The sequence below is a fragment of the Pseudomonas sp. MPFS genome (assembly GCF_022537035.1).
Lineage (GTDB): Bacteria > Pseudomonadota > Gammaproteobacteria > Pseudomonadales > Pseudomonadaceae > Aquipseudomonas > Aquipseudomonas sessilinigenes.
In genome coordinates, this window is the sequence record NZ_CP066123.1 from 2,353,393 (window position 1) to 2,378,504 (window position 25,112).

The window sequence follows — 25,112 nt, forward strand, 5'->3', positions numbered from 1 at the left end:
CGGGGGAAGTTCCAATGCGCGACCTGGATGTGAAAGATCGAGAAATACTCGAGATCCTGTCTAAAGAAGCGCGGATCGCCCTGAAGGCCCTGGCCGCGAGAATCGGCCTTTCGAGAAGCGCCACCAGCGAGCGGGTCATCAACCTTGAGCGCAGCGGCGTGATCAGGGGCTACCGGGCCGATATCGGTGAAATCGATGCCCATGTGATTCGCGCCATCCTGCTGGTGAGCCTCAAGCGCACGCCGGCCATGGGCTTGCTCGACGTCCTGGCGCAACACTCGCAGGTACGCCGCGTCTCTTCGGTCAGCGGGCAACTCGACCTGGTGATCGAGATCGAGGCGCGGACCATCGATGACCTGAACCGCGTCCGGGACGCCGTGGCCACTCACGAATCCGTCGAGGACATCACCACGGCGGTCGTCCTGCGTCGCGACATCGATCGACAAAGCTCCTGATTCGCCGCGCGGGCCAGATCGGCCGGCAGGTTGCTCTTGCCGCCTGGTCCCGGTTGCCCGGGCTGTGGGGCAGGCCTGTCGCCTTGCTGCAATGGTGGGCTTTGCGGCCTGTACAATCCTCGTCGGCAAATAATAAAATGAGAAGCATTATCATTAATGCGAATCTCCCATGCACGACAACAGCACTGCCTCGCCCGTCGCCCAGTTGTATGTGAACCATCATGGCTGGCTGCGTGGCTGGCTGCACCGGCGCCTGGGGCACAGTGCCGATGCCGAGGACCTGGCCCACGACACCTTCATTCGCGTGCTGCGCTCCAAGGAAGACGTGCATGAGTTGCGCCAGCCCATGGCATTTCTCGCCACCATCGCCAACGGCCTGTTGATCAACCGCTGGCGGCGCCAGGCGATCGAGCGCGCTTACCTGGAAGCCCTGGCGGCGCGACCGGTGGCCGAGGAACCATCGCCGGAGGAGCGGCACCTGATGATCGAGACCCTGCTGGAGCTGGATTCGCTGCTGGTGGGGTTGTCGATGCAGGTGCGGCAGATCTTCTTCCTGTCCCAGCTCGACGGCCTGACCTACCCGCAGATCGCTGCGCAGTTGAACCTGAGCGTGGCCCAGGTGCAGCGAGCCATGGGCAAGGCCTTCAGTGTCTGCTACGCGAGCCGTTTCGAATGAGTGGCATGGCGCTCGATCCACGGGTGCGCGACAGCGCCATCGACTGGCTGGTGCGCTCGCAGTCCGGGCTGATGAGCGTTGGCGAGCAACAGGCCCTGGAGCGATGGCGGCAGGTGAGTGCCGAACATGAACAGGCCTGGCAGCGGGTCAGCAGCCTGCCATTGTTGTTGCAACCGGGCGTGGGGCTGTTGGCCGATGCGACGGCCCGGCGGACCCTGGAGGCCGCTGGAACCGATCCTCGGCGGCGCCGGCAACTGCTCAAGTGCCTGCTGGCTTTCGGGTTGCTGGGCGGGGTCTCCTGGCAGGGGGCGGATTCGACCCTGGTGCGCTCGGCCCTGGCCACCTACCGCACAGGTATTGGCGAACGGCGGCGCTGGACCCTGGCCGATGGCAGTGCGCTGTGGCTGAACACCGCCAGTGCGGTCGACCTGCAGGTCGATTCGCAGCGACGCAACGTGCAACTGATCGAGGGCGAACTGGCGCTGGATGTGCGTGCGCAGGCTCCGGCCCTGCGACTGTTGACTGCCGATGCGTTGCTCCATGGCCATGGTGCCCATCTGCTGGTACGCCATGATTCCCTGGGGACCCAGGTCACGGTGTTGCGCGGGCAGGTGCAGGTCGAGGCTCGGCAGCGCCCGGCCTTCCTCAGCCTGGAGGCTGGCTGGCGGGCGCGGGTCGACAGCCGTGGCGTCGGGGTGCCGAGCCCGGTCGATCCGTCGCTGGCCCAGGCCTGGCTGCGAGGCATCCTGCCGGCCGAACGCATGCGCCTGGACCAATTGCTGGCCGAGCTGTCGCGCTATCGCCCGGGCATCCTGCGGTGCAGCGAAGCGGTGGCGGCCTTGCGGGTGACCGGCAGTTTCCAGTTGGACGACACCGATGCGGCCCTTGCGCTGCTGGTCCGCACGCTGCCCGTGCGTATCGAGCGTCGGACCCGCTACTGGGTGACCCTGGTGCCCGCCTGAAAATATTTTTCTTCTCCTGCGCAGTTTTTGCCGAGCTGGCGGGGCCTCCAGGTATTACCCACCGGGACAGGTGGGTGCCAACCCCCTAGGAGCCTTGCATGACATTCCCCGCCCGTGCCTTGCGCACCCGCACTCTTGCCCTGCTTTTTCTCAGCTTGCAGCCACTGGGCAGCGAGCTGGCGTTCGCCGTCGGCGAGCGCCAGTACCAGATCGATGCGGGACCGCTGGATGAGGTCCTGGCGCGCTTCGGAGCCCAGGCCGGGATCAGCATGGCCGGCAACGCCTTGCTCACCGCAGGCAAGAGCAGCCAGGGCCTGCATGGAGAGTTCACGGCCGAGAACGGCTTGAACCAGCTGTTGCAAGGTACCGGCCTGGGCTTTCAGCACCAGCCCGGCGGCGGCTACGCCCTGCGCCTGCGCCAGGAGTCGGTGGCCTTGCCGGTGCAGAAGGTCAAGGGTGAAGACCCGAACCAGGAAGAGGTCTACCGGGCGCCGCGCTCGTCGGTGTACATCTCCAGCGAAGACCTGCAGCGCTTCGGCGTGGTCTCGGTGGGCGACATGCTCAAGGGCCAGCCTGGCGTGCAAGTAGGCGACAGCCGCAACGGCGGTGGCCTGGACGTGAACATCCGCGGTATCCAGGGCCAGAGCCGGGTGGCGGTGACGGTGGACGGTTCGCAGCAGGCACTGGATGTCTATCGCGGCTACGCCGGCACCCAGCAGCGCAGCTACATCGATCCCGACCTGATCAGCGACGTCAGCATCGACAAGGGCCCGAGCCTGACCTCCAGCGCCATCGGCGGCACGGTGAAAATGCGTACCATCGGCGTCGACGACATCCTGCGCGAGGGTAAGGATGTCGGCCTGCGCTTGAAGGGCGACCTGTGGAACAACGGCGTCGCCCCCGCCTCGCGGGACGGCCATTCCAGGACCCAGGACCTGTACTCCGAGCCGCACCAGAGCCGTGGTGGCTTGTTCGGTTCGGAAGCGGAAGCCGGCAGCGCCGCGTTCGCCTATCGCCATGACCTGTTCGACGTAGTGGCCGCCTATGCCAAGCGCAACCAGGGCAACTACTTCGCCGGCAAGAAGGGCCAGGACCGCTACCGCGTGTACAACCGCTATGGCGATGAAGAGAGCAGCGTGGCCAAGACCTACAACGCCGGCGAGGAGGTGCTCAACTCTTCGTCACGGACCGAGTCGTTCCTGCTCAAGACCACCCTGCGCCCGGCGGACGGCCACACCTTCGAGCTGGGCTATCGCCGCTACGACGGGCGCATTGGCGAAATCATGCCTTCGGACATCTTCCGTTTCGGCACCGGCGGCATCTACCAGTATCCGTTGGGCCAGACCAAGATCGACACCTATACCGCGCGCTACAACTACCTGCCCGATAACAACCCATTGGTGGACCTGACCGCCAACGTGTGGATGACCGATGCACAGACCAGCCAGCTGACTTCGGTGGCGGCGCCGGCCTCCCAGGCCTATCGCTCGGACCGTAGCTGGAGTCGCCAGGCCGACCAGCGCATCGGTGGCGACTTGAACAACAGCTCACGGTTCAAGACCGACTACGGCGACTTGAAGCTGGACCTGGGCGGTTCGTTCCAGATCGAGGACCTCAAGCCACAGAAAGGCGTAGCCACCACCCAGCACGACATCAACGCCAACCGCATGTTGCGCGAAGGCTCGCGGCAGGAGTTCAGCCTCAACGGCAAGCTGGAATACAAGCCCGTGGACAGCCTTACCCTGTGGGGTGGCGGACGCTACACCTACTACCGCACCAAGGACGAAATTCCCCAGGCCAGTGCCCGCCGCGAGGAGCTCGAGCACAAGTACGTGATGGTTTCCAAGCCCGGCAACTACGGCTACCTGATGTGGTTCCCCGACCAGAGCGGCCAGTACACCGATGCCACCGACCCGCGGTTGAACAACGGTACGGTGTTCACCAATACCAACTTCCCATTCGAAGGCACGCCCTACAACCAGTATGGCGCCACCAGCACCAGCGTCTATGGTGCCCAGGTGGGGGAGGTGGTCACCGGCTACGACTACTCCGGCAAGGACCGCAACAGTGGCAGCGCCTTCGCTCCGGCCTTCGGCGTCAACCTGGAAGTGGCGCCCGATACCTTCGTCTATGCCTCCTACACCCAGGGCATGCGCATGCCTTCGCTGTTCGAGACCAGCCAGGGAGTGCTGCAGACCATGCCGGGCAAGAACCTCAAGCCCGAGCGCTCGAGCAACTGGGAAATCGGCGCCAGCACCCTGCACAAGGACCTGCTGGTGGATGGCGACTCGGCCGCGATCAAGGTCGCCTACTTCAACAACACCATCAAGAACTACATCACTCGCTACTACGACCCGAGCCCGGGCCTGTGGGGCCTGATGCGCTTCAGCAACACCGACAGCTTCAAAACCAGCGGCCTGGAGCTGCAGACCCGCTACGACGCCGGTCGAGTGTTCGCCGACCTGTCGTCCACCTACTACCTGAAGACCGAAACCTGCGACTCGCAATTCGCCGCTACGATGCGGGCCACCAGCAACCGCTACCAGCCAACCGCCGATACCCCGAACTGCACCCCGGGCAGCTTCATGGGTTCCTACACCAACACCCAGAACCCACCGCGGATCGCCGGTAACCTGACCACCGGCTTGCGCTTCTTCGACCAGAGCCTGACCCTCGGTACCCGCATCACCTATACCTCGGGGCCGACGGTCACCGCCGACAAGCCCTGGCAGACCGGCGCCACCACCCCTCAGTTGAACTACCGGGAAGTGGCCCTGGTGGATCTGTTCCTCAACTATCAGTTGCAGGATCACACCAGTTTCAATGTCTCGTTGCAGAACCTCACCGATCGCTACTACCTCGACCCGCTGGCGCAAAGCTTCATGCCCGCGCCGGGGCGCACGCTGCGGGTGGGGATGCAGACGAAGTTCTAAGGACGGGCAAAGAGCGCGTCGGCGTGGGCCGATACGCTCCTTGGGAGGGTGAGCGAGCCGGAGCCGCTCACTCGACGCGGGGGCTAGAAGGCGATTTCAACGGGCGTCCGGTTCCGGAACAGGTCCATGACCGGGCAAGAGTGGTCAACGCTTTCCTTGAGGGCCATGAGCTCCTCTCTACTTGCCGTGCTATCGAACTTGACCGTCCCGCGGATGCCGGTGAAGCCGGGGCGGGTTTCATCATCGACCGCGAAGAACCCCCTCAGATCGAGTGCTCCTTCAAGGGTGACGCTCACTTCCTTGAGCGGTATCCCCAGGGCGGCGGCATGCAGGTGGTAGCTGATTTCCTGGCAGGTCGCCAGGGAGGCGAGGGCGATCTCCACGGGGTTGGGCCCCTTGTTCGTTCCCCCCAGGTTTTGCGGTTCATCGACATCCAGGACGAACTCGCGGATTTTCACCTGACGATGCAGCGCACCGTCGCCGCTGCTGGTCACCGAGAAGGTCGCCATGGCCTTGCCCGGGTTGGCCCGGAAAAAATTCTGGCTCGAGAGAAAGAGTGATTGCAGATGTTCGGACATGCACAGTTCCTTTGTGTTCTCAGGTTCGCGAGCTGGGTTTTTAGCTGTTGCACAAATGTTGTGCAACCCCGTTGCCGAAGCGAAGCCGGGACAAACAGGCGCAGTGCGCGAGCGCTTGCGGGCTGTCTTCTGGTGTATCGCCAGGGGTATCCGATCAGGGCCCTGCGAACTTATGCCTGCGGGAGCGGTTGGGCCTTCGTCCGGGCGGCCATGGTCTCGCCAGGTCGCCTGTCAGGTGGCGCGATCGCTACAGGTCTTGGACGGATCAGGCCGCGCCTGGTCGATCGCGTCGATTTCGCCGAGGGCCTCAGCCAATGTCTGCTGCCCGAGACGTTGCAATACTGTCTCATCGATATCATGTGCGAGCCGGCTGAAGTAGCTGTCGAAATTCCAGCTCACCAGGCACTGGGTGGGGTAATCGCACCGCGCCTTGAATATTGATTTTCCCGAGATTGCGGCCTGCAGGATATCGCGCAGGGAAATCTCCTCGGCCGGCCGGTTCAACCGTGAACCGCCATGTTGTCCCATCGTCGAGCTGATGAGCCCGCCTTGTGTCAACGGCACGAGCATCTGCCGCAAGAAGCTCGGATTAGTGCCAAGGCTGGTGGCAAGATCGCTGGACGTGACCCGGGTAATCCCCATCCGCTCGGCCTGGGCGAGTGACAGCATGATTTGCAGCGAGCTGGAAAAGCGAAGATCAATCATGGGGTGGGCCGTGACGAAAACGACATTCTATTGCAACGCTGCAGTAACTCTCTATAGATGGGAAACCTCCATGCACTGGCCGCAGGACGCCGCTGTGGAGCTCCCCCTCGTACGTTCGAGAAGAAGGGGAGCCGAATTTCGCCAGGACTTGAACCCGGATACAGCAGAAGGTTGCAGGCTCTAGATAGCCTGCTTTTTGATGGCATCAGCCGAACGGCTCACGACCTCCCAGGTATCGATGGTCTTGTCGAGTTGCTCGATCTTGCCACGTGCCAGTTCGAGGGTATCGCTGCCCAGGAGCAGGCGCAGTGGAGGGTTATCGGACTGGACTGCCTTGAAGATCGCCGCTGCGATGCGCGCCGGGTCGCCGGGCGCGGTATCGCCAGCTTGCTGAATGTAGTTGACGGTTTCTTCTTTCATTGCGCGGTAGTCCTCATTGGTTGCCGAGGCTGCAAAGCTTGCGAGGGGGGCGTCGCTGATACCGGTAGGGAAAGCACCGGGTGCTGCGATCAGGACTTTGATTCCCAGTGGCGCCACTTCTTGCGCCAGCGCTTCGGACAGGCCCTCGACGGCGAACTTCGAGGCCGAATAGAAACCGGTCGTGGCGAAACCTGCGATCCCGGCTTTCGAGGAGATATTGACGATGGTGCCCGAGCGACGTGCCCGCATGCCCGGAAGCACCGCGCGCGTCATCGCGGTCAGACCCCAGACATTGGTATTGAACAATGCGCGTGCGCCGGCAATGTCGCCGTCTTCGATCATCCCGAAGAGGATGGTGCCGGCATTGTTCACCAGCACGTCGATTCGCCCGAAGCGCTCGATCGCCGCGGCCACGCCGGCGTCGATGTCGGCTGGGCGTGTCACTTCGAGCGTGAGTGCCAGTACTTGGTCCTCGCCGAATTGACTGACCAGGTGCTGTAGCCGTGCGCTATCGCGCGCGGTGACTACCGCACGATGGCCCCGTGACAACACATGGCGCGCGAGCGCTTCGCCCAGTCCCGATGAAGCCCCGGTGATGAACCAAACGCGAGCATCTGTATCGGTCATTGCAAATCTCCTTAAGCCGCTGGTGATATCGGTTACGGCAGTTGCGATTGGTCTTGCCGGCTCGATGCCGGCGTTCGAGCAATAGGCGCTTGCGATCCTGGGTTCACCGCGACGCTGCCCGGGCCTGCCGGATGGGTGATGCGCCCATCCTCCGAATTTGCGGTGACTACAGAGGCACTTGCGGATACTGCAATTTTTATTCTTGCAGATGATTCGAGCCATCTGCAATAGTTTTAAGTGCATATGGTCGCGAACAGAAAACTCGCCTCTTCAGGGGAGGGGGGAGCGTTGGTTAGGGGGCGAGCAGCGCAGCCTTCTACCTGATCATTCATCGGCCTTGGGCGAAGCGCAGAACCCATCGCCTGCTAGACCAGGGGCTGGCACCAAGACAGGAGGCCACTGGACTGCCAAGTGACAGGGCGCGCCGGATCATGGGTGCCTGGAGTCGTTGTCGATCCTGGTCGCTACCAATGCGGGCCAGCCACCGGCCAAGCCCGGCTGCGGCAGCGAGCATCTCGGCCGGTGGCTAGCCCTGGATAGTCGGTGGCAATGCCTTGCGGATGATCAGGGCAGCAAGCTGCACCGTGCCTCTTCGGCCTGCAGGCGCAGGATCAGCCCCGACTGGAACTCGATCACCAAGTGGTGATCGGTGGGGAAGTCGTCGCTGAGGTAGAACTCACTGGTGGCGGCATCCTGCGGCACCACGCCGATGGCGTGCAGGCAACGATCGTCCTCCGGGCCCCAGGCGCAATCACGGCCATCGGCCGAGAAGTAGCTCACGCCGCTGAAGAGCAGGTCGATCGCCTCGGGCTCCTCGGGAGGCACCCAGGGTTCTGGCCACCGGCGAAAGTGCAGGGCCAGGGTGCGGCTCGTGATGTCGTACTGGATATGCTCGGCCTGGTAGAAGTTGTGCAGGTCGTGGGCGCGGCCCTGTACCTGCACTTCGATGTGCCCTAGCGCGAAATCGTGAAATAGCATGTTCCGGTCCTTGTTCCGGTAGGCCGCTGGGCGGCCGGGCAGTTGGCTCAGGAACCTGGAATCAGGCCTTCCTCGAGCAGGACCAGGGCGCCGACGATCAGCGCATGCATGCCCTGGATCAGTTCGGCCTCCATCTCCGCCACTTCCGCCAGGCGATCAGCCTCCAGTTCCGGCTCTTGGCCTGACACTGCATAGACCGTATCGGCCACGGCGAAGCAGTGGAACGCCACCGTGGCCAGTAACCAGCGGGCCTGCAGCGGGTCGATGTCGTAGGCCTGGGCGATATGCAACTGGTGCTCGTGGATCTTGTCCAGCATCGGCTGGGTCGCTGCCAGCCGGCGGATCATATAGGGCGTCAACCCCGGATGCGCCTTGACGAACTCCCGTGCCGAGGTGGCGAACAGGATCAGGTAGTCCTTGAGGCTGGTGCGCTGCTCGGCATTGACCCGGGGGATCTGCCAGCGCTGGAACAGCTCCTCGGCGATCAGGCTCTTGAGCGCATCGAGTCCCGCGATGTGCTTGTACAGCGCCATATGGCTGACGCCCAGGGCGGCGGCGACGCCGACGAAAGTGATGTTCGACAAGCCGATGCCGATGCCGGCATCGGCGATCCGTTCCCGGGTGATGGTGCGCGGGCGCCCGCGCGCCGGGGTTTTCTGTGGCGGTTCCATGGAGAGGTCCTGGCTCGATGAGGCATGACTTTTAGCTGTCTTGTCTGGATTTGGCAAATTAGTTTATAGTCATGCAACTAAATATGATTCTGATTCTCAGATCTATCCATGAGCTACTCCCGGCCAGGGTTTCCGGCTCCGTTTACCGGGGCGGGTAGGGCAGGCCGGTCTTCGAATGTCTGGAAAACTTCATCTATGAGCACCCACGACGCGACCTCGGCCAACTCCAAGGCCCAGGGTCCGATCAGCCAGGTCTTGACTCCCGTGCGCGGTCGGCTGATTACGGCGGCCGTCCTGGCCGCCAGCGGATCGATGCTGACCCTGGTCCCCTTGGCGGTTATCGAGCGTATCGCCAGGCTGGCCCTGGGCGACGCCACCCATGTGGCCGGCGATATTGGCTGGCTGCTGCTGGTGGGCGTAGCGAGCCTGTTCTGCGGCATGGCGCTGCTTTGCGCCGGCGAGTTGCAGGCGCACCTGGCCGACAACCGCATCACCCATCAATTGCGCCTGGCGATCGTCCAGCGCCTGGCCCTGGTGCCGCTGGGCTGGTTCACCGGCCGCGCCTCGGGGGAGGTCAAGCGGGCGATGCAGGACGACATCGGCACGCTGCACAACCTGACCGCGCATTTCTTCACCACCCTGGGCCGTGCCGGCGGTGCGTTGCTGATCGGGGTGATCTACCTGTTCGCCATGGACTGGCGCCTGGCGCTGCTCTCGCTGCTGCCGTTTCCCGGGTTCTTCCTGTTCCTGGGGCGGGCCATGAAGTCCAGTGGCGCCAACATGCAGGAGATCGTCACTGGCCTTGGGCGCATCGACAATGCGGTGGTCGAATTCGTCAACGGCATCCCGGTGATCAAGGCCTTTGGCAGCAGTGGCCAGGCCCATGTGCGCTACCGCGAGGCGATCGACGCCTTCGCCCAAACCTTCATTGCCTTCACCCGTCCGCTGGTGGCGGCCATGGCCAACGCCAACGCGATGGTCGCCCCAGTCTCGGTACTGGGGGTGGTGCTGGCCTCCGGTACCTTGTTCGTGAGCCAGGGCTGGGCCGCGCCGCTGGACGTGCTGCCCTTCGCCCTGGTGACCCCGGGGCTGTGCGCGCCGGTATTGTTGTTGCACTACATCCTCCACGACCTGGGCAGTGCCACCGGCGCGGCCCAGCGGGTGCAGGCCTTGCTGCAGACCCCAGTGCTGGAACAGCCGGCCCCCGGTGCGGGGCAACAGCCCCAGGGCAATGAGCTGCGCCTGGAGCGGGTGAGCTATGGCTACGACCCCGAGCATCCGGTGCTGGCGGACATCGACCTGGTGCTCGAACCCGGTACCACCACCGCCATCGTCGGGCCTTCCGGCGCCGGCAAGTCGACCCTGGCGCGGCTGCTGCTGCGGTTCTTCGACCCCAGCACCGGGCGCATCACCCTGGGGGGTGTCGATCTGCGCCAACTCGACAGCGCCAGCCTCTACCGCCATATCGGCTTCGTGTTGCAGGACGTGCGCCTGATCCACGCCAGCGTCGGCGAGAACATCGCCCTGGGCAAACCCTCGGCCAGCCGCCAGGAGATCGAAGCGGCCGCGCGCCTGGCCAATATCCATGAGCAGATCCTGCGCTTGCCACGGGGCTACGACTCGGTGGTGGGCGAGGACGCGCATTTTTCCGGGGGCGAGCAGCAACGCCTGAGCATCGCCCGAGCCGTACTGCTCGACCCACCGGTGCTGGTGCTCGACGAAGCCACGGCCGCGGCGGATGCCGAAAGCCAGGTGGCGATCCAGGAAGCACTGGCGCGTTTCTCCCAGGGCCGCACCCTGCTGGTGATCGCCCATCGACTGGACACCGTGATGCACGCCGAGCGCATCGTGGTACTCGACAACGGCCGTATTCGCGAACAGGGCCGGCACTCCCAATTGCTCGAGCACGCAGGGCTGTATGCACGGCTCTGGAGGCTCGGTGGCTATGGCGATACCCGCAAGGAACAGGTAGCACAACCATGCTGAAGACCTTCATCCAACTGCTGGGCGAGGATGTCCCGGTATTGCGTCGCTATGCCTGGATGGCAGTGGGCTATGGCCTGCTCAGCGGCCTGACCATCACCGCCCTGGTGCCCTTGCTCGGCCACTTGCTGGCCGGCGACACGCAAGCGGCTATCGGTTGGCTGGCGCTGTTGCTGGCCGGTGTGCTGCTGTGCTGGCTCTGGCGGCGCCGGGTGGAGCGCGCCGGGGTCGCGGTAGGCGTCGCCGTCCTGCAAGGCGTGCGCTTGCGCATGGGCGAGCATATCGCCCGGTTGCCGGTGGGCTGGTTCACGCCCGAGCACAACGCCCGGCTGGGCCACGTCATCACCCAGGGCATGATGGCCATCGCGCAGCTGCCGGCCCATGTGTTCACGCCCCTGATCAGTGCCGCGATGACTCCCTTGGCGATGGTCGTCGCCCTGGGGGTGCTGCACTGGCCGACCGGATTGCTGGCCCTCCTGGCCTTGCCGCTGCTGGCGCTTGCGGTGTCGTTCTCGACCCGCCTGGGGCGTCGCGCCGATAGCGCTTTCCATGCGCATTTCGCCGACACCAGCCAGCGCATGGTGGAGTTCGCCCAGGCCCAGTCGGTGCTGCGTGCGTTCAACGGCGAGCAGGGCGGCACGCGCCTGCTGCGCCAGGCCATCGACCAGCAGCGCCAATCCGCCGGGCGCTTGATCTACTTGTCGTCGTTATCCTCGGTGCTCAACACCTGGGTGGTCCAGGGCATCTTCGCCGCCTTGCTGGTGAGTGTCGGCCTATGGCTCGAACGCCTGTTGGGCCTGGGCCTGGAAGCCGGCCCGGCCATCGCCCTGGCGGTGACCCTGGTAGTGGTCAGCCGCTTCGTCGATCCGCTGCTGGAGCTGGCCAGCTATGGCGAGACCTTGCGCGGGGCCCTGGGCCAGCTTGAAGAAGCCAGCCGAATCCTCGCCGTGCCGCCTCTGGCCCAGGTCCAGTCGCCCCAGGCGCCGGGCGATGCCTCGGTCGAACTGCAAGGCGTGAGCTTCACCTATGGCCCCGGGCAGCCCGAGGTCCTGCGGGACGTCAGCCTGCGCCTGGCGCCGGGCAGCATGACCGCGTTGATCGGCGCGTCGGGTTCGGGCAAGACCACCCTGGCCAGGCTGATCGCCCGGTTCTTCGAGGTCGACCAGGGCAGCGTACGGGTCGGTGGCGTGGATGTGCGGCAGATGTCCGAGGCGCAACTGGCCGGGCACATCAGCCAGATCTTCCAGGATTCCTACCTGTTCCAGGGCAGCATTGCCGACAACATCCGCCTGGGCGACCCCGAGGCCAGTGCCGCCCAGGTCATGGAGGCCGCGCGCCAGGCCGGCGTGGTGGAGATCATCGAACGCCTGGCCCAGGGCATCGACACCCAGGTGGGCGAGGGTGGGGCGCGCTTGTCGGGAGGCGAGCGCCAGCGCATCGCCATTGCCCGGGCGCTGCTCAAGCAGGCGCCGATCCTCCTGGTGGACGAAGCCACCGCGGCCCTGGATGCCGAAAACCAGGCGGTCATCGCCCAGGCCCTGGCCAGGTTGCGCGGCCAGTGCACACTGGTGGTCATCGCCCACCAGCTGTCGACGGTGGCCATGGCCGACCAGATCGTAGTGCTGGAGCAGGGACGGGTGGTGGAGCAGGGAACACCGGATGAGCTGCGTGCCAGGCCGGGGTACTACGCGTGTTTGCTCGACCCGCGTGGCGCTGCCCAGGGCTGGCGGATCGGAGCGTCCCGCTGATGCGTTCCAGCTGGCTGGGGGCCTTCGTCATCCTCTGCGGCGCCTCGTTGCTGGTGGGCGCCCGGCAGTTCTCCCTGGGGCAGCTGTTGTCCGGGGCCGGCGATGCCTGGCTGACCCTCACCGCCAGCCGCCTGCCACGGTTGATGGCGCTGGTGCTCAGCGGCGTGGGGCTGGCGGTGTGCGGGGTGATCCTGCAGCACATCGTGCGCAACAAGTTCGTCGAGCCGGCCACCACCGGCGGCCTGGATGCAGCCAAGCTGGGCATCCTGCTGTCGCTGGTGCTGCTGCCGGGCGCCGGCACCCTGGGGCGCATGCTGTTCGCCCTGGGGGTGTGCTTCGCCGCGAGCCTGGCCTTCGTCCTGATCATCCGCCGCGTGCCGTTGCGCAGCGCAGCATTGGTGCCGGTGATCGGCCTGATGTACGGCGGCGTGCTGAGCGCACTCGCCGAGTCCTACGCCTATCGCCATAACGTGCTGCAAAGCATGCAGGGCTGGTTGCTCGGGGACTTCTCCCGGGTGGTCCAGGGCCACTACGAAATCATCTACCTGATCCTGCCGATCGTGGCCCTGGCCTATCTGTATGCCCAGCGTTTCACCGTGCTCGGCATGGGCGAGGGCATGGCCGCGAGCCTGGGCCTGAATTATCCGGCGACGGTGGCCCTGGGGTTGTTGCTGGTGGCCGTGACCGTATCGGCCACGGTGATCACCGTGGGTTCGATTCCCTTCGTCGGCCTGGTGATCCCGCAGTTGGTCGCCCTGCGCCACGGTGACCAACTGGGCCGGACCCTGCCGCTGGTGGCCCTGGGCGGCGCATCGCTACTGCTGGTCTGCGACCTGGTGGGGCGCCTGGTCATCTACCCCTACGAAGTGCCCATCGGCCTGACGGCCGGATGCCTCGGCGGTGTGCTGTTCCTGATCCTGCTGGTACGGGGGCGCCGATGAAACCTTCGCACTATGGGGTGTGGCTTGGGGTGTTCGCCCTGGCGCTGCTGTTCCTGTTGCTGGGCTCGGGGCTGGATTTTGCCCAGGTGATCCCCAGGCGCCTGGTCCGGCTGGGGGCGATGGTGATGGGCGGGGTGTGCGTCGCCTGGTCGTCGATCGCCTTCCAGACCTTGACCTGCAACCGCATCCTGACCCCGGCGATCATGGGCTACGAGGCGGTGTACCTGCTGTTGCAGGCGGTACTGGTGGCGGTGCTGGGCATGTCCGGCCTGCTGGTGCTGGGTGCCCATGGCAACTTCGGGCTGTCGGTGCTGCTGATGCTGGCCTACTCCTGGGCGCTGCACCGCTGGCTGTTCGGCGATGGCCGGCGCGACCTGTTCTTCCTGCTGCTGGTGGGGCTGGTGCTGACCATGGTCATCGGCACCTTCACCCAGTTCGTCCAGTACCAGGCCAGCCCTGGGGAGTTCTCCATGCTGCTGGGGTTCAGCCAGGCCTCGTTCAACCGGGTGCAGCCCCAGCAGTTGCTGTACGCCGGGTTGCTGGTGGCGGGGCTGTGCCTGGTAGGGCGCAAGACCCTGGCGACCCTCGATGTGCTGGCGCTGGGGCGCGACCAGGCGATCTCCCTGGGGGTCGACTACCAACGCTGCGTGCGCCTGCAACTGGCGCTGATCGCCGGCCTGGTGGCGGTGTCCACCAGCTTGCTGGGGCCCGTGGCCTTCATGGGGGTATTCGTGGCGAACATCGCCTATGCCCTGGCCGGGACCTTCCGCCACCGGGTCACGCTGCCCCTGGGCTGCGCCATCGCCGTGGGCCTGTTCCTGCTCGCCCAGCTGCTGGTCGAGCACCTGTTCAACTACAAGACCACCGTGGGCCTGCTGGTCAACCTGTTGTGTGGCGCTTACTTCCTGGCCCTGATGCTGCGTACCCGAGGAGCTGCATGATCACCGTCCACGACCTTCACAAGAGCTACGGCGCCAAGACGGTACTGCACGAGGTCAACGTGCAGTTCCCGGCCCGCCGCCTGACCTCGCTGATCGGTCCCAACGGCGCGGGCAAGTCGACCCTGCTGATGATGATCGCGCGGCTGCTGGAACCGACTCGCGGCAGCATCCTGGTGGCGGGCCGCGATACCCGTGGCATGGCCATCGGCGACTACGCCCGCACGGTGGCCACCCTGCGCCAGGCGCCGGACTTCAACCTGCGCCTGACGGTCGAGGAGCTGGTGGCCTTCGGGCGCTTTCCCTACAGCCGTGGCGCCCTGACCCGGGCCGACCAGCAGGCGATCGACGAGGCCATTGCCTTCCTCTCGCTGCAGGAGCTGCGCGCGGCCTTCCTCGATGAGCTCAGCGGTGGCCAGCGGCAGATGGCGTTCCTGGCCATGACCATCGCCCAGCAGACCGACTACCTGCTGCTGGACGAGCCGCTGAACAACCTCGACATCAAGCATGCGGTGCAGATCATGCGCGCCCTGCGCCGACTGTGCGACGAACAGGGGCGCACGGTGGTGCTGGTGGTGCACGACATCAACTTCGCCGCCAACTACTCGGACCACATCGTGGCGATGAAAAAGGGCGCCGTGCACGCCGCCGGCAGCGTCGCCCAGGTGCTGACCGAAGAGCGGCTGCGAGAGCTCTACGGGCTGGATTTCAGCATCAGCCATGACGCCCGCGGCTACCTGTGCAACTACTTCAACCCCGCAAGAGAACTGAAATGACCCGACATCACGCAAGCAGGTATGGGACGTTGGCCCTGTTGGTGGCCGCGATCCTGGCCGGGCAGGGCTGCCAGGATAAAACCGCCACCTCGCCCGCGACGGGCCAGGCTCCGGCTGCTGCCAACCAGGCTCCGGCGTATACCCCGGTCACGGTCCGGCACCAGCTGGGCACCACGCTGGTGGAGCGACTGCCCCAGCGCACGGTGGCCCTGGACATGAACGAAGTGGATTTCCTCGACCAGCTGGGCATTCCCGTGGCCGGCATGCCCAAGGATTTCATCCCGCACTTCCTGGCCCGGTACAAGCAGGCGGCCCAGGTCGAGGACCTGGGGGCGATCGTCCAGCCCAACCTGGAGCGGATCTACGCCGTCAAGCCGGACCTGATCCTGATCACCTCGCTGCAGGCCAGCCACTACCAGGAGCTGAGCGCAATCGCGCCCACAGTGCATTTCGATGTGGATTACCGCGACAGCCAGGGCCGGCATATCGAGGTCATCAAGGAGCACCTGGCGAGTCTCGGCGAGATCTTCGGCAAGCAGCAACAGGCCCGGGAGCAGGCCGCGCAACTGGAGGCCAGGGTGCAGCAGGCCCGGCAGGTCACGGCAGGTCGCCCTGAGCGCGCCCTGATCGTGCTGCATAACAACGGCGCCTTCAGCTCCTTCGGCGCGCATTCGCGCTATGGCTTCATCTTCGATGCCTTGGGCGTGAAACCGGCCAGCCCCGAGGGCGAGACCGGCCTGCATGGCCAGCCGATCTCCAGCGAATTCATCCAGCAGGCCAACCCCGACATCCTCTACGTGGTGGACCGCACCGCCGTGATGGAAGGGCGCCCGGCCCTGGATGCCCAGAGCCTGGACAACCCGCTGCTGCGCCAGACCAACGCGTGGAAGAACGGCCGTGTGGTCTTTGCCGATGCCCAGGCCTGGTACGTCACCGCCGCCAGCCCGACCTCGGTGAAGCTGATGATCGACGACGTCATCAAGGGTTATCAGCCCTGACTTCGAGCTAAGGGCTGTTCGCGGCATTTGCGTGGTAGCAAGTGATTATCAACAGCCTTAGCTCTTGCATTCGAATCAAGCCAACTAATCAAAAAAACACTGCCTTCTCACTTCAACGGAGCTGTAGCGTGACTCACCGTCATTCTTTCCATCGCAATGCACACCTTTCCCAGGCTTTGGTCGCCAAACCCCTGGCCGTCGGCGTCCACCGCGGGCTGGCAGGGCTGGCCCTGGGGGTCCTGGCCACGCTGGCGGCGCCGGCGGGCGCAGAGGTTCGCGAGCCGGCCGAAGCGACCCAGGACCGGGCACTGGCGTTGCCCGCCACCACGATCCAGGGCGAAGCCGTCTCCAGCCTGCCACCGGCCTACGCGGGGGAGCAGGTGGCCTCGGGGGGCAAGCTCGGCTTGCTGGGCAACAAGGACTTCATGGAGACCCCGTTCAGCACCATCAGCTACACCGAGAAATACATCGAGGACCGCCAGGCCAAGAGCATCACCGATGTGATCGCCGCCACCGATCCGGCAGTGTTCAGCAACGGCTTGACCGGCACCTTTAGCGAGAACTACTCGATTCGCGGCTTCTCCTCGGACATCAGCGACGTGACCGTCGACGGGCTGTTCGGCATGGCACCGTTCTATCGCGTGTCCCCTGAAATGTACGAACGCATCGAAGTACTCAAGGGCCCCTCGGCGTTGCTCAACGGCATGCCGCCAGGCGGCTCGGTGGGCGGCACGGTCAACCTGGTGCCCAAGCGTGCCGGCAACGAACCGCTGACACGCCTGACCGGCAGCTACATGTCCGACTCGCAGCTCGGGGGGCACCTGGACATGGGCCGGCGCTTTGGCCAGGACCAGCAGTTCGGCGTGCGTTTCAACGGCGTCCACCGCGAAGGCGATGCGGCCACCGACCACCAGAAGCAGAAAGCCGACCTGGCGTCATTGGCCCTGGACTGGCGGGGCGAACGCGCACGGTTGTCCCTCGACCTGTACGACGCCGACCAGCGCATCACTGGCCAGAACCGTGGGATGGGCCTGGCTGCCGGGGTTGCGGTGCCCAGGCCGCCCAAGGCCGGTTCGCTGCTCAACCCCGACTGGGCGACGGTGGAAAGCAAGGACAAGGGCGCGATCCTGCGTGGCGAGTTCGACCTCAGTGAACAACTGACCGCCTATGCCGCGGTAGGCAGCAGCAAGAGCGACTACGCCTACAACGGCGCCATGATCGCCACGGTGATCAACGATGCCGGCGACCTGCGCAGCAGCATGGGCCAGTTGAAGTTCCAGGTGCGCAAGGTCTCGGCGCAAACCGGCCTCAAGGGCCAGTTCCAGACGGGCGAGATCAAGCACCAGTGGTCGTTGAACGCTACCCAGTACTCGGACAAGAAGAAGGATTGGGGGCGTCGCTCGGTGCCCGGTGCCGACTGGACCACCAATATCTACCACCCGACCTGGGGTCCCAAGGCGCCCACCAGCTGGCCGCTGATCATGCACAGCGAGAGCCGCCTGCGCAGCTACGGCGTGGCCGATACCTTGTCGGTGCTGGACGATCGCCTGCAACTGACCCTGGGCGTGCGCCGCCAGGAGGTGCTCAGCGATACCTTCAGCGTCAGCACCGGCAAGCGCACCTCGCGCTATGACGAAAGCGCCACCACCCCGGCGGCCGCGGTGCTGTTCAAGGCCACCGACGACCTGTCGCTGTATGCCAACTACATCGAGGGCCTGAGCAAAGGCGGCATGGCGCCGCTGACCGCCGCCAACGCCGGCGCGATCTTCGCGCCCTACAAGACCAAGCAGAAGGAAGTCGGCCTGAAGCTCGACCTGGGCTCCTTCACCCATACCCTGGCGTTGTACGAGATCACCCGTCCCGGCAGCTACACCGATCCGGCCACCAACATCTACTCCATGGGGGGCGAACAGCGTAACCGCGGGGTGGAGTGGGGCTTCTTCGGGGCGCCGCTGGACGACGTGCGGCTGATGGGCGGCGTCGCCCATGTCGACCCCAAGCTGACCAAGACCGAGGGTGGCCGCAACGACGGCAAGAACGCCACTGGCTATCCCGAACTGCAAGGCAAGCTCGGCGTGGAATGGGATACCCCGGTGCTGCAGGGCCTGACGCTGACCGCCAACGCCACGGCGCTGTCCAAGCAGTACATCAGCGCCGACAACCAGCAGTCGATTCCCGGCTACACCCTGTTCGACGTGGGCGCCCGCTACGCCACCCAGGTCGCCAACCGCCCGGTGACCCTGCGGGGCAACGTCAGCAACCTCACCAACAAGGCCTACTGGGGAATGCCGCTGACCACCAGCCTGGGCCTGGGTGCGCCACGCACCTTCGAGCTGTCCGCCTCGGTGGATTTCTAAAACCCTAGCCCATGAGCGTCCACGGGCAGGCACTGGCCTGCCCGTGGAGCGGATCGTTTGCGCTCTGGATGGTTGGCGCAGGATCAGCCCTGGCAGAAGCGGATGCGATTGCCGAAGGGGTCGTAGACTTCCAGGGTCTTGCCCCAGTCTTCTTCGACGATATCGGGGCGGCCGTAGCCGTAGCGCTTGGCTTGCAGTTCATCGCGCAGTTGTTCGATGTTGTGCATCGGCACGAAAATCGTCGCCCCGGGGCTGGCATCGCCATGGTGCTCGGACAGATGCAGTTGCAGGCCATTGCGGCTGATGCCCAGGTACAGCGGCAGGTCGGCTTCGAAGCGGTGTTCGAACTCCACGGCGAACCCGAGGAAATCGAGGTAGAACTCGCGAGCCTTGGTTTCGTCGAACATCCGCAGGATCGGGATGGCCTTGTCGAAGCTGATTCCCTGGGGTTGCTCCTGGGGTAGGGCTGCGGCGGCGGTGTTCCAGTCCTTGTAGCCCAGTTGCCGGGCCACGCTTTCCAGCGCGGTGGCGTGGCTGATCGACTGGTCGTGGGCGGCGAGCGCGGTGCGCAGGCGCTTGGCCATTTGCTTGGCGTATTCGAGAGTGATCATCGTTGCTCCTGTTCGCCGAGGTGCAGGGGTGCTCGCATTGCCGGACCTCGACTGTCAAGAGTGACGACAGGGTAGGGGGACAGCGATGCTTTCACCATTCCTTGCGGATGCGAGCGGCAGGTAGCATCGACCTGGGCCGATGATACACAGCGGGTTTTACCAGTGAAAGCAGCGCTGCAGACTCAGGCCAGCAGCTCGCTGATCCAGCGGGCCTTGCGCTGGGTGTCCTGGAGTTTCTCCTCGGGCACCGCCTGCTGAGCCCGGGCGAAGTGGGCCAGGATCTTGTGCTTCTGGCGCAACTTGCGCTGCCACTTGGCCAGGAATGCCGGGCTGCGCTCCTGCATCTGCAGCGGGCCGAAGTACAGCTGCTCGGCGCTGTAGCTTGGGCTGGCGCCGCGCTCGGCGACGATGATCTCGTAGTCGAAGCGGTTCTCGCGCAGCACCTCTTCGAAAAGGATGGCGTAGCCGTTGTCCATCAGCCATTGACGCAGCGGCTGCTCGCCGCCGTTGGGCTGCATGACCAGGCGCTCGCGGCCATTGAGGCGTGCCTTGCCGGTCTCAAGGATGTCGCGGATGGTCTCGCCACCCATGCCGCAGAAGCTGATGGCGGTGATCCCGTCCCCCGGCTCGATTGCCGCCAGGCCGTTGGCCAGGCGCACGCTGATGCGTTGGCCGAAACCACTGGCACGAGCGCTGCGTTGGGCCGAGTGGAAGGGCGTCAGCGCCACCTCGCCAGCCACTGCCCTCTCGATGGCGCCACGGCTCAGCAACGCCAGCGGCAGGTAGCCGTGGTCCGAGCCGATATCGGCCAGGCGCGCCCCAGCCGGTACCTGGGCCGCGACGTGCTCCAGGCGCATGGACAATGTCTGTTGGTTCAACTGCAACCTCTTTCTTGCGTGGGCCCGCCACATCTCGGGCCGGATCGGGGGCGATTCTGTCGGGCGCCGCCGCGTATTTCAAATGCAGGCGATCAGGCCCACTGGCTGCGGATGGGTGCGGTACCACGCCAGGCGATCATTTGGTCATTGTTGATGACCAGTTGCTTCTCCGGGGTTCACCTTGCAGCCAGGGACATACGTCGCTTTTACGGCCTTTGACTAACCGGATCTTAACGGGGTTTGGGAAGTTTCTGATCTTTTTTCCTGGGGCTTTGCTTGAGAATGCAGCAGTCTGGATCGGAAATTGACCAGTTAATGGTTTTTATTGAACCAATTTTGCCGTCCAGGCATGACCTAGACCCACCCGGGAATCTGCCGGTCCAGCGCCAGGTATTCGCTGGAACCACCAATCGGGTTGCCAGGGCAAGCAGGAGAGCAGCGATGAACAAGAACAACAAAAAACGATACCTCAAGGCCCTGGCGGTGTTCCGGCGGCGCTACCTGCCGCCACGGGACGATCCGCGAGGGCACGGACTGGGTTGGGCGGGGCTGCCATGCTCGCATGCCTGGCCGGATGCCGGGCCTACCAAAGCAGGCTCGGGTGGCGTACGCAACGGGAGCCTGGCATGGACTTCCTGAACGAATATGGGCAGGTCCTGGCCAGGGGACTGCTGGTGACCCTGATGCTGGCGCTGGGCAGCTGGCTGCTGGCCTTCGCCGTCGGCCTGCTGGTGACGTTGCTGCGCCTGGCCAGGGGGCGCTTCGTCGGCCTCTGGGTTATGGCGTTCATCGAGTACCAGCGCAACGTCCCGCCCCTGGTGCATCTGTTCCTGTGGTACTTCGGCGTGAGCAGCCTGCTGCCCGAGACTCTCCAGGAGTGGTTGAACGAGCATCACGGCGAGCTGGTATTCGCGCTGATCGCCATCGGGCTGTACTACGGCGCCTACTTCGCGGAGGACATCCGCAGCGGCCTGCGCAGCATCGCTGCGGGGCAGCAGGAAGCGGCGCAGGCCCTGGGCCTGGGCCGGGCCGGCGCCCTGCGTCGGGTGATCCTGCCCCAGGCGCTGCGAGTGGCGATCGCCCCTTTGCTGAGCAACACCGTGATGCTGATGAAGACCACCAGCCTGGCCATGGTCATCGGGGTGATGGAGCTGACATACGTCACCAAGGAGGTGGCCAGCGGCACCTTCCGCATCTTCGCCACCTATGGGCTCAGCACTGTCCTGTATGTGGCGGTGGCGCTGAGCCTGTTGCTGGCCGGTGGCTGGCTGGGCCGGCATCTGCGGATCAGGGGGCGCTGAGCATGCTGGAGATCATCCAGGAGTACTGGTTGCTGTTCCTGCTGGGGTCCTACCCCAATGGCCCGCTGGGCGGCATCGTCGCCACGCTGCTGCTGTCGATCATCGGCATCGGCCTGGCGTTCCCGTTGAGCGTACTGCTGGCCCTGGCCCAGCTCAGCCCCGCGAAGGTACTGCGCTATCCGGCCATGGGCGTCGGCTACCTGCTGCGCAGCATTCCGTTGGTGATGCTGATCTTCGGGGCCTATTTCGTGGTGCCGATCATCCTCGGGCGACCGGTTGCCGGCTTCACCACCATGGCGGTGACGCTGGTGGCGTTCCAGGCGGTGTACCTGGCGGAAATCGTCAGGGCGGGCATCGAATCGCTACCCAAGGGGCAGGGCGAGGCCGCCGCGGCACTGGGCATGGGCTACTGGACCCGGACCCGCAGGGTGATCCTGCCCCAGGCCCTGGGGAACATGCTGCCGAGCATGGTTGGCCAGTTCGTCACCACCATCAAGGACACCTCGCTGGGCTACGTGATCGGCGTCAACGAGCTGACCTACGCCGCCAACCAGGTCAACAGCACGGTGCTCACCGAGCCCTTCAGCGTGTTCCTGGTGCTGTCGCTGGCCTATTTCGCCATCTGTTTCGCCCTGACCCAGGCCGCCCGCCTGCTGGAAGCGCGCCTTGCCCGCAACAACGGGCGGATGCCCGCCACTTCCCACCCTCCACGCCCGGCTCCGGCCCAGGGGTATTGATCATGCACAACCACAACGCTGCCCTGGCAGCTTCCAGCGTCATCATCGCCCTGGACAAGGTGAACAAGTGGTACGGCGAGCACCAGGTGCTCACGGACATCAGCGCCCAGGTGAAGAAGGGCCAGGTGGTGGTGCTGTGCGGGCCGTCCGGTTCGGGCAAGTCCACCTTGATCCGCACCATGAACCGCCTGGAGGCCATCGGCTCGGGGACCATCCATGTCAATGGCCAGGACGTCCAGGGCCGGCAGGTGGATGTGAATGCCATGCGCAGCCACATCGGCTTCGTGTTCCAGCAGTTCAACCTGTTTCCCCACCTGTCCGTCCTGGAGAACGTCACCTGCGGGCCACTGTGGGTACGCAAGGCGGCAGCGGCGCCGACCCGCGAACTGGCCCTGGGCCTGCTGGACAAGGTCGGCCTGGGGCACAAGGCCGAGGCCTATCCGAACCAGCTGTCGGGTGGCCAGCAACAGCGCGTGGCCATCGCCCGGGCATTGGCCATGCAGCCACCGGTGATGCTGTTCGATGAGCCCACCAGCGCCCTGGACCCGGAAATGGTCGGCGAGGTGCTGGCGGTGATGAAGGCCCTGGCGGCCGAGGGCATGACCATGGTCTGCGTGACCCACGAGATGCACTTCGCCCGGGAGGTGAGCGACGTGGTGTGGTTCATGGACCAGGGCCGCCTGCTGGAGGTGGCGCCTCCCGGCGAGTTCTTCAACACCCCCAGGCATCCCCGGGCGCAGCAGTTCCTTTGCGACATAGGTCGCCGCTGAGTCATCCACAGAGGAGCAACAGAATGAACGATCCATCCATTGCCGCCATGCTGGCGAACCCTCCGGGAATCATCGTCTGCGACCCGGCCAGGACCGCCGCCTTGCTGGGCTTCGAGCAGTTGGTCGAGGCCCTTGGGCGGGCGGTGCGGGAACTGGCGGCCGGTTCGATCTTGAGCCCCGAGCGCATGGTGGTGCCCCTGGGCGAGGGCGGGGTGCTGCTCAGCATGCCGGCCAGCGCGCCGGACATCGCGATCCACAAGCTGGTGAACGTGCAGCAGGCCAATGCCCGGCGCCACCTGCCCACCTTGCATGGCAATGTCACGGTATGCGATGCCGCCACCGGCAGGCTGCTGTGCCTGCTGGACGGCCCGGAAGTGACCGGGCGCCGCACCGCCGCCGTCACCCTGCTGGCCCTGCGCACCTTCCTGCCCCAGCCTGTGCAGCGGATCCTGATCTTCGGCACCGGTGCCCAGTCGCGGTTTCATGTCCAGGCCATCAACGCGCTGTATCCCCAGGCCAGGATCTGGGTACGGGGCCTGGACCTCGCGTCCGCCACGCAGTTCTGCGAAGCCAATCGCCAGTGGCATGGCCAGTTGCAGCCGTTGGATGGCGACATGCCGGAGGTCGATGCAGTCATCACCCTGACCACCAGCCTCGAGCCGGTTTACAACCAACCGGCCCGGGTCGGGTGCCTGGTCGTCGGGGTTGGCGCCTTCAAGCCGGAAATGGCCGAGCTGGGCAAGACCCTGCTCGACGGCAGCCTGATCTATGCCGACGACCCGGCCGGTGCTCGCCACGAGGCCGGGGACCTGCTGCGTGCGGCGGTGGACTGGTCCCAGGTCAGGTCCCTGGCCAGTGCGCTGGATGGCGCCGTCGAGCCTGGGCGTCCGGTGGTGGTCAAGAGTGTCGGTACCGCCGCCTGGGACCTGGCGGCTGCCCGTGTAGCCCTCGCCAACCTCATGGCCGAGCGCGCCTGAATCCATTGTCCAAGGGGAATCGACCATGCGTATCACCCGCAGCATCAACACCGTGGAAGTCCATACCGGCGGCGAGCCGTTTCGAATCGTGACCTGCGGCCTGCCCCGGTTGCCCGGCAAGACCATCATCGAGCGTCGTGCCTGGCTACGGGACCATGCGGACGATATCCGCCAGGCCCTGATGTTCGAGCCGCGCGGCCATGCCGACATGTATGGCGGCTACCTCACCGAGCCGGTCTCGCCCACGGCGGACTTCGGCATCATCTTCCTGCACAACGAAGGCTACAGCGACCACTGCGGCCACGGCACCATCGCCCTGGCTACCGCCGCCGTGGAGCTGGGCTGGGTCGAGCGGACGTCGCCACGGACCCGGGTCGGCATCGATGCTCCCTGCGGTTTCATCGAAGCCTTCGTCGAGTGGGATGGCCAGCATGCCGGTAGCGTGCGCTTCATCAACGTGCCGTCGTTCATCTACCGTCGCGACGTGACGGTCCAGACCCCGAGCTACGGTCCGGTGACCGGCGATATCGCCTACGGTGGGGCCTTCTATTTCTATACCAGCGGTGCGCCCCATGGCCTGCCGATCCGCGAGTCGGCGGTGGAGGAGTTGAAGACGTTCGGGGCCGAGGTGAAGCGCGCGGCCAATGCCGCGTTCCCGGTGGTGCATCCCGAGATTCCCGAGATCAACCACATCTACGGCACCATCATCGACGGTGAGCCGCGCCTGCCCGGATCGACCCAGGCCAACTGCTGCATCTTCGCCGACCGCGAGGTGGACCGCTCACCCACAGGTTCGGGTACCAGCGGCCGGATCGCCCAGCTTTACCTGCGGGGGCAGATCGACCGGGACCAGGTGCTGGTCAACGAGTCGGTAATAGGGTCGGTGTTCAGTGCCAGGGTCATCGAAGAAACCCGGGTGGGGGAGTTCCAGGCGGTTATCCCAGAAGTCTCGGGCACGGCCTACATCTGTGGGTTCTGCAACTGGATCATCGATGAGCGTGACCCGCAGCGGCACGGCTTCCTGGTCCGCTAGCGTGGCGTTAGCTGCTGCGCGCACATCATTGCCATGCCTATTTTTCCTGGGGACACAGA

Annotated in this window: 24 protein-coding genes; 17 read left to right on the plus strand and 7 right to left on the minus strand. The window is 65.2% G+C overall.

Going from position 1 to position 25,112, the window contains the following annotated elements; all coding sequences use genetic code 11:
• The first annotated feature begins 14 nt into the window (after positions 1-14).
• The 4 genes from I9018_RS11090 to I9018_RS11105 all read left to right on the plus strand — a co-directional run bounded on the left by I9018_RS11090 (position 15) and on the right by I9018_RS11105 (position 5,026).
• Complete coding sequence (locus I9018_RS11090; RefSeq protein WP_068588003.1) at positions 15-455, plus strand: Lrp/AsnC family transcriptional regulator; 441 nt, start codon at positions 15-17, stop codon at positions 453-455.
• A gap of 169 nt (positions 456-624) precedes the next feature.
• Positions 625-1,131 (plus strand): sigma-70 family RNA polymerase sigma factor, encoded by a 507-nt coding sequence (locus I9018_RS11095; protein ID WP_241109437.1) that lies wholly within the window; start codon positions 625-627, stop codon positions 1,129-1,131.
• On the plus strand, positions 1,128-2,093 hold the full coding sequence (locus tag I9018_RS11100) for a FecR domain-containing protein (RefSeq protein ID WP_241109438.1): 966 nt from the start codon (positions 1,128-1,130) through the stop codon (positions 2,091-2,093). The genes I9018_RS11095 and I9018_RS11100 overlap by 4 nt, the downstream gene beginning before the upstream one ends.
• A 98-nt stretch (positions 2,094-2,191) precedes the next feature.
• Positions 2,192-5,026: a TonB-dependent receptor gene (locus tag I9018_RS11105; protein ID WP_241109439.1), complete on the plus strand. Its 2,835-nt coding sequence runs from the start codon at positions 2,192-2,194 to the stop codon at positions 5,024-5,026.
• A gap of 83 nt (positions 5,027-5,109) precedes the next feature.
• Here I9018_RS11105 and I9018_RS11110 read toward each other — a convergent pair whose 3' ends face one another.
• The 5 genes from I9018_RS11110 to I9018_RS11130 all read right to left on the minus strand — a co-directional run bounded on the left by I9018_RS11110 (position 5,110) and on the right by I9018_RS11130 (position 9,005).
• A complete protein-coding gene (locus I9018_RS11110) occupies positions 5,110-5,604 on the minus strand; it encodes an OsmC family protein (protein WP_241109440.1) in 495 nt (164 codons plus the stop codon).
• Positions 5,605-5,835: 231 nt separating this feature from the next.
• Positions 5,836-6,309 carry an Rrf2 family transcriptional regulator gene (locus I9018_RS11115; RefSeq protein ID WP_241109441.1) on the minus strand — a complete coding sequence of 158 codons (474 nt, stop codon included), beginning with the start codon at positions 6,307-6,309 and terminating at the stop codon, positions 5,836-5,838.
• Between the two features lie 180 nt (positions 6,310-6,489).
• Positions 6,490-7,356 (minus strand): oxidoreductase, encoded by an 867-nt coding sequence (locus tag I9018_RS11120; protein ID WP_152898217.1) that lies wholly within the window; start codon positions 7,354-7,356, stop codon positions 6,490-6,492.
• A 564-nt stretch (positions 7,357-7,920) separates the two neighbouring features.
• Positions 7,921-8,334 carry a hypothetical protein gene (locus I9018_RS11125; protein WP_241109442.1) on the minus strand — a complete coding sequence of 138 codons (414 nt, stop codon included), beginning with the start codon at positions 8,332-8,334 and terminating at the stop codon, positions 7,921-7,923.
• A gap of 47 nt (positions 8,335-8,381) precedes the next feature.
• Positions 8,382-9,005, minus strand: coding sequence for a TetR/AcrR family transcriptional regulator (locus I9018_RS11130; protein ID WP_124346361.1), 624 nt, complete (start codon positions 9,003-9,005; stop codon positions 8,382-8,384).
• 195 nt (positions 9,006-9,200) lie between these two features.
• Between I9018_RS11130 and I9018_RS11135 the strand changes: the two genes are divergently transcribed.
• From I9018_RS11135 to I9018_RS11165, 7 genes are all read left to right on the plus strand, one after another.
• Positions 9,201-10,991, plus strand: coding sequence for an ABC transporter ATP-binding protein (locus tag I9018_RS11135; RefSeq protein WP_241109443.1), 1,791 nt, complete (start codon positions 9,201-9,203; stop codon positions 10,989-10,991).
• On the plus strand, positions 10,985-12,736 hold the full coding sequence (locus I9018_RS11140; RefSeq protein WP_241109444.1) for an ABC transporter ATP-binding protein: 1,752 nt from the start codon (positions 10,985-10,987) through the stop codon (positions 12,734-12,736). Before I9018_RS11135 ends, I9018_RS11140 begins: the two co-directional genes overlap by 7 nt.
• On the plus strand, positions 12,736-13,677 hold the full coding sequence (locus I9018_RS11145) for an iron chelate uptake ABC transporter family permease subunit (protein ID WP_241109445.1): 942 nt from the start codon (positions 12,736-12,738) through the stop codon (positions 13,675-13,677). Before I9018_RS11140 ends, I9018_RS11145 begins: the two co-directional genes overlap by 1 nt.
• Entirely contained in the window at positions 13,674-14,618 is a 945-nt protein-coding gene (locus I9018_RS11150) for an iron chelate uptake ABC transporter family permease subunit (RefSeq protein WP_241109446.1), read from the plus strand. Before I9018_RS11145 ends, I9018_RS11150 begins: the two co-directional genes overlap by 4 nt.
• Positions 14,615-15,391: an ATP-binding cassette domain-containing protein gene (locus tag I9018_RS11155; protein WP_124346365.1), complete on the plus strand. Its 777-nt coding sequence runs from the start codon at positions 14,615-14,617 to the stop codon at positions 15,389-15,391. The genes I9018_RS11150 and I9018_RS11155 overlap by 4 nt, the downstream gene beginning before the upstream one ends.
• Positions 15,388-16,389: a siderophore ABC transporter substrate-binding protein gene (locus I9018_RS11160; protein ID WP_068588027.1), complete on the plus strand. Its 1,002-nt coding sequence runs from the start codon at positions 15,388-15,390 to the stop codon at positions 16,387-16,389. The genes I9018_RS11155 and I9018_RS11160 overlap by 4 nt, the downstream gene beginning before the upstream one ends.
• 224 nt (positions 16,390-16,613) lie before the next feature.
• Positions 16,614-18,746 (plus strand): TonB-dependent siderophore receptor, encoded by a 2,133-nt coding sequence (locus tag I9018_RS11165; RefSeq protein WP_124348330.1) that lies wholly within the window; start codon positions 16,614-16,616, stop codon positions 18,744-18,746.
• Positions 18,747-18,829: 83 nt separating this feature from the next.
• Here I9018_RS11165 and I9018_RS11170 read toward each other — a convergent pair whose 3' ends face one another.
• Positions 18,830-19,357 (minus strand): glyoxalase superfamily protein, encoded by a 528-nt coding sequence (locus I9018_RS11170; protein WP_068588034.1) that lies wholly within the window; start codon positions 19,355-19,357, stop codon positions 18,830-18,832.
• A 182-nt stretch (positions 19,358-19,539) separates the two neighbouring features.
• Positions 19,540-20,235 (minus strand): tRNA (adenine(22)-N(1))-methyltransferase TrmK, encoded by a 696-nt coding sequence (locus tag I9018_RS11175; protein WP_241109447.1) that lies wholly within the window; start codon positions 20,233-20,235, stop codon positions 19,540-19,542.
• Positions 20,236-20,676: 441 nt separating this feature from the next.
• On the opposite strand from I9018_RS11175, the gene I9018_RS11180 reads away from it, so the two are divergent.
• Genes I9018_RS11180 through lhpH form a run of 6 tightly spaced genes read left to right on the plus strand, consistent with a single transcriptional unit; the run spans position 20,677 to position 25,053 of the window.
• A complete protein-coding gene (locus I9018_RS11180; protein WP_241109448.1) occupies positions 20,677-20,874 on the plus strand; it encodes a hypothetical protein in 198 nt (65 codons plus the stop codon).
• Positions 20,862-21,536, plus strand: coding sequence for an amino acid ABC transporter permease (locus tag I9018_RS11185; protein WP_022644135.1), 675 nt, complete (start codon positions 20,862-20,864; stop codon positions 21,534-21,536). The genes I9018_RS11180 and I9018_RS11185 overlap by 13 nt, the downstream gene beginning before the upstream one ends.
• A gap of 2 nt (positions 21,537-21,538) precedes the next feature.
• Entirely contained in the window at positions 21,539-22,273 is a 735-nt protein-coding gene (locus tag I9018_RS11190) for an amino acid ABC transporter permease (RefSeq protein WP_241109449.1), read from the plus strand.
• Positions 22,274-22,314: 41 nt separating this feature from the next.
• Positions 22,315-23,043 (plus strand): amino acid ABC transporter ATP-binding protein, encoded by a 729-nt coding sequence (locus I9018_RS11195; RefSeq protein ID WP_031321487.1) that lies wholly within the window; start codon positions 22,315-22,317, stop codon positions 23,041-23,043.
• Positions 23,044-23,066: 23 nt separating this feature from the next.
• Positions 23,067-24,020, plus strand: a complete 954-nt coding sequence (gene lhpI, locus I9018_RS11200) for a bifunctional Delta(1)-pyrroline-2-carboxylate/Delta(1)-piperideine-2-carboxylate reductase (protein ID WP_241109450.1) — start codon at positions 23,067-23,069, stop codon at positions 24,018-24,020.
• Between the two features lie 25 nt (positions 24,021-24,045).
• A complete protein-coding gene (lhpH, locus tag I9018_RS11205; protein ID WP_241109451.1) occupies positions 24,046-25,053 on the plus strand; it encodes a trans-3-hydroxy-L-proline dehydratase in 1,008 nt (335 codons plus the stop codon).
• Positions 25,054-25,112: the final 59 nt, after the last annotated feature.